This is a genomic window from Ruminococcus sp. (assembly GCF_024684275.1).
Map to the genome: position 1 here is coordinate 1 of NZ_JAIKXF010000124.1, position 4,290 is coordinate 4,290.

General features: G+C 44.6%; 3 protein-coding genes and 1 tRNA gene. 1 reads left to right on the forward strand and 3 read right to left on the reverse strand.

Annotated features, from left to right (window positions below; all coding sequences use genetic code 11):
- Window positions 1-54: 54 nt before the first annotated feature.
- Window positions 55-130, reverse strand: a tRNA-Val gene (locus K5677_RS13535).
- A gap of 149 nt (window positions 131-279) precedes the next feature.
- Window positions 280-1,236 carry a serine acetyltransferase gene (locus K5677_RS13540; RefSeq protein WP_296729013.1) on the reverse strand — a complete coding sequence of 319 codons (957 nt, stop codon included), beginning with the start codon at window positions 1,234-1,236 and terminating at the stop codon, window positions 280-282.
- A 182-nt stretch (window positions 1,237-1,418) separates the two neighbouring features.
- On the opposite strand from K5677_RS13540, the gene K5677_RS13545 reads away from it, so the two are divergent.
- On the forward strand, window positions 1,419-2,273 hold the full coding sequence (locus tag K5677_RS13545; protein WP_296729015.1) for an ATP-binding protein: 855 nt from the start codon (window positions 1,419-1,421) through the stop codon (window positions 2,271-2,273).
- A gap of 51 nt (window positions 2,274-2,324) precedes the next feature.
- Here the strand turns inward: K5677_RS13545 and K5677_RS13550 are convergent.
- Window positions 2,325-4,290, reverse strand: a 1,966-nt coding sequence (locus tag K5677_RS13550) for a glutamine synthetase III (RefSeq protein WP_296729017.1), incomplete at its 5' end; no start/stop codon positions are given.

The following is a 4,290-nucleotide window of genomic DNA, read 5'->3' on the forward strand; positions in this document are numbered from 1 at the left end:
CCTCCTGCGTGACAGGCAGGCGTTCTAACCAACTGAACTACGAGGCCAAAGAATTGGTGGGGACTACAGGGCTCGAACCTGTGACCCTCTGCTTGTAAGGCAGATGCTCTCCCAGCTGAGCTAAACCCCCACACTATCTTCCGTTCATCGGTTAATCAGTTCCGACGACTTTAATATTATACCACGCCGCCGAAAAATTGTCAAGCCTTTTTTTGAATTTTTTCGAAAAAATTTCTTCTCATTTTTCAAACCGCAATATTTCGGGCAGTACAGCACTTTTCAGATGATATAAAACCATGTTTCGTCAGGGTCAAGATCAGAGCTGTGAACAAGATTGGAAGAATCAAAATTAAAACGAAGCTCCTGATTCTTGATACTTACCTTCGCACCCGCAGGAACTGACCTGGTAATAAAAGCATTACCGCCGATCACGGCGTTGCGTCCGACAACTGTTTCTCCGCCGAGTATGGAAGCTCCCGAATAGATAGTAACATTATCTTCAATGGTAGGATGACGCTTTTTATTGCGGAGGGATTGTCCGCCTCTTGTAGAAAGCGCACCGAGGGTAACGCCCTGATATACCTTGACATAGTCCCCTATCTCTGTAGTTTCACCGATAACTATGCCTGTACCGTGGTCGATAAAAAAATACTTTCCGATAGTAGCACCCGGATGTATATCAATACCCGTCTTGCTGTGAGCGTGCTCGGTCATTACACGGGGCATAAGCGGAACTCCCAGCAAAAAGAGCTCATGTGCAAGTCGGTTGACAAGTATAGCGTAAAGTCCGGGATAAGAATAGATTATCTCGTCCTTGTTGAATGCGGCAGGGTCACCGTCATACGCAGCCTGTACATCGGTTTCGATAAGCGCTCTTATTTTAGGGATCCTTCCAAGGAACTCAAATGTTATGTCCTCGGCAGCCTGATTAACCTCGTTCTCGCTTAATGATACATACTTTTCATCATAGCGGAGCACTATTGATATCTGCCTGATAAGCTTGAATATAACATCCTCAAGTATCATGGATATGTTGTTTCTTACCGTATATACCCTGAAGCTGCGGTTGCGGAAATATCCGGGAAAAACTATACGTCTGAGAGCTTCGATAATTTCAACGATATCGTCATTATCGGGATGATCGAAGGTCTTTACTTCATCTATGGTTCTGTTGTTCTCATAATCCGAAAGGATATTTTTAGTGAGCGAGTTGATACTTTCTTCAAGCTTATGCATTTGCTTCACCTCATTATATATTGTTTATGCGTCTGCTAAGAACTTCATATTAATTATACTGTATTTTTCATACATAGTCAATAGGCTTTATATGTAACTTGTTAAAAATCACTCTGTCTTCTTGACATTATGAGCTTTTCGCTGTATATTTAATATATAATATGCACAGAGTGAGGATCGTTATGAACAGCAGCATAGATAATTCAATCACAGGCGGATTCAGCAAATGTATATGGTCGAAATTCCGCAAAGGCATTGAGGAATACAAGCTCATTGAAAACGGCGACAGGATAGCCGTATGTATCTCCGGCGGCAAGGACTCAATGCTAATGGCAAAGTGCATACAAAGGCTCCGGAAATACAGCGAAATAATCTTTTCCGCCGAATACATCGTTATGGATCCGGGATATGCTCCCAAAAACAGAGAAAAAATAATCAGTAATGCCGAAGAGCTCGGGCTTCCGATACAAATATACGATACACGAATATTCGAGTCAGCTGCGAAAGAAAAAAAGAACCCATGTTTCCTTTGTGCAAGGTTAAGACGAGGCTGGCTGTACAAAAAAGCCGAAGAACTCGGCTGCAACAAGATAGCTCTCGGACATCATTTTGACGATGTCATAGAAACTATTCTCATGGGGATGCTATACGGCTCGCAGATACAGACAATGATGCCGAAGCTTCACAGTGAGAATTATAAAGTCCAGCTTATACGCCCTCTTTATCTTATAAGAGAGAACGATATCATCAGCTGGACTGAGTACAATAAGCTTTCCTTCATACAATGCGCCTGCCAAACCACGAAAGCAGAAGGCAGCTCAAAGCGTGCTGAGATAAAGCAGCTTCTAAAACAGCTGCGTCTGACCAATCCCGCAGTTGATATGAACATTTTCAGGAGCGTTGAAAATGTAAATCTACAGACTCTCATCTCTTATCACAGAGGAGAAAGCTCCCACCATTTCCTGGATGATTTCGATGAGGGGCTAAGTATAAAGGGGACAAACAGGTTCTCAGACAAAAAAGCAGACATATTTTAAAAAAGAAGACCTGCGGCGGCAAATACGCTGTCACAGGTCGTTTCTTATTTATCAGACATTGTAGATTATCTCGGAATATGCAGGTATCGGCCACTTGGCTGACGGCATATTGAGCTCTATCTCATCGGCAATGCTTCTCATTATATCCATTTCAGCAAGAACCACATCATGGAAGAACTCAGCCTGCTTCTGAATGCCCGAAACTGCATTCGCTTCTGTAACGCGGGCTTCAAGGCGCTCGATAGACTCGTAGAAGCGGTCTGAAAGCTCATTGAGCTTCTTTGCTATCTTCTCATCTGTGTTGCAGGTAAAGCCTATCTGCTTCTTTGTAGCTATAGCCTCGCAAAGGGACTGAACATAATCCATTGCTGCGGGAAGGAGCTGCTTTCTTGCCATTTCTATCATGGTACGTGCCTCGATACGAACTGTCTTCGAGTACTTTTCAAGATGTATCTCTTTTCTTGCGGCTACCTCATTCTGATTGTATATCTCAAACTTGCGGAATATGCGTACATTCTTTTCGTCTGTGTAGTGCGGCATACAGTCAACTGTTGAAGCATAGTTGGGAAGACCTCTTCTTTCTGCCTCCTTTACCCACTCCTCGGAATAGCCGTCACCGTTGAAGATGATCCTTCTGTGCTCCTTGATAACAGTCTTGAGAAGCTTTCTTACCTCGGCATCAAAGTTGTCCTTGCCCTTGAAAGGCTCAAGTATCTCGGTAAACTGACTGAGCTCCTCACACATGATGGCATTGAGCAGAACATTCGGGCAGGCAATATTATCGGAAGAGCCCACCATTCTGAACTCAAAACGGTTTCCTGTAAAAGCAAAAGGCGAGGTCCTGTTTCTGTCGGTGGAATCCTTCGGGAATGACGGCAGCGCATCAACACCGATCTTGAAAGCACGTGCCTTTGTCTTGTAGACAGCATCATCCTCGATAGCCTGCAAAACAGCTTCAAGCTCTTCGCCGAGGAACATCGAAACGATAGCAGGCGGAGCTTCATCAGCGCCAAGTCTGTGATCGTTGCCTGCGGAAGCGGCTGAAAGTCTCATAAGATCTGCATACTCGTCAACGCCCTTGATAAGAGCGCAGAGTATTGTAAGGAACTGGAGATTATCCATAGGAGTATCGCCGGGATCAAGAAGATTCTGACCGTCATTCGTAGACATAGACCAGTTATTGTGCTTGCCCGAACCGTTAACGCCCTCAAAAGGCTTCTCGTGAAGCAGGCATACAAGACCGTGCTTAAGTGCGACCTTTTCCATTACCTCCATCGCAAGCTCGTTCTGATCCGTTCCGAGGTTGGATGTAGTGAATATAGGAGCCATTTCATGCTGTGCGGGAGCTACCTCGTTATGCTTTGTCTTTGAATAGATGCCCAGCTTCCAAAGCTCCTCGTCGAGATCTGCCATATATGCAGCGATCCTCGGACGGAGATTTGCAAAATACTGATCGTCCAGATCCTGACCTTTCGGAGGCTTTGCACCAAAAAGAGTTCTGCCTGTAAGGATAAGATCCTCACGCTGATCGTACATTTTTTTATCTATAAGAAAATATTCCTGTTCAGCTCCTACTGTTGAAGTAACTCTTGTTACCCTGTCATTTCCGAAAAGCTTGAGGAAACGTACAGCCGTCTTGCTGAGTGCCTGCATCGAACGTAAAAGAGGAGTCTTTTTATCAAGAACTTCTCCTGTATATGATACAAAGACCGTAGGGATATAAAGGCTTCCCTCTTTAACAAAGCAATAGGAAGTCGGATCCCATGCTGTATATCCCCTTGCGGAGCTTGTTCTTCTGAGGCCTCCTGAAGGGAAGGATGAAGCGTCAGGTTCACCCTTTACAAGAGCTTTGCCTGAAAATTCCATAATAGCCATGCCGTTTGGCGCGGGACTGATAAAACAGTCATGCTTTTCTGCCGTTGAACCTGTCATAGGCTGGAACCAGTGAGTATAGTGGGTCGCGCCTCTTTCTATAGCCCATTCTTTAATAGTATTGGCTACAACATCAGCAGTTTCC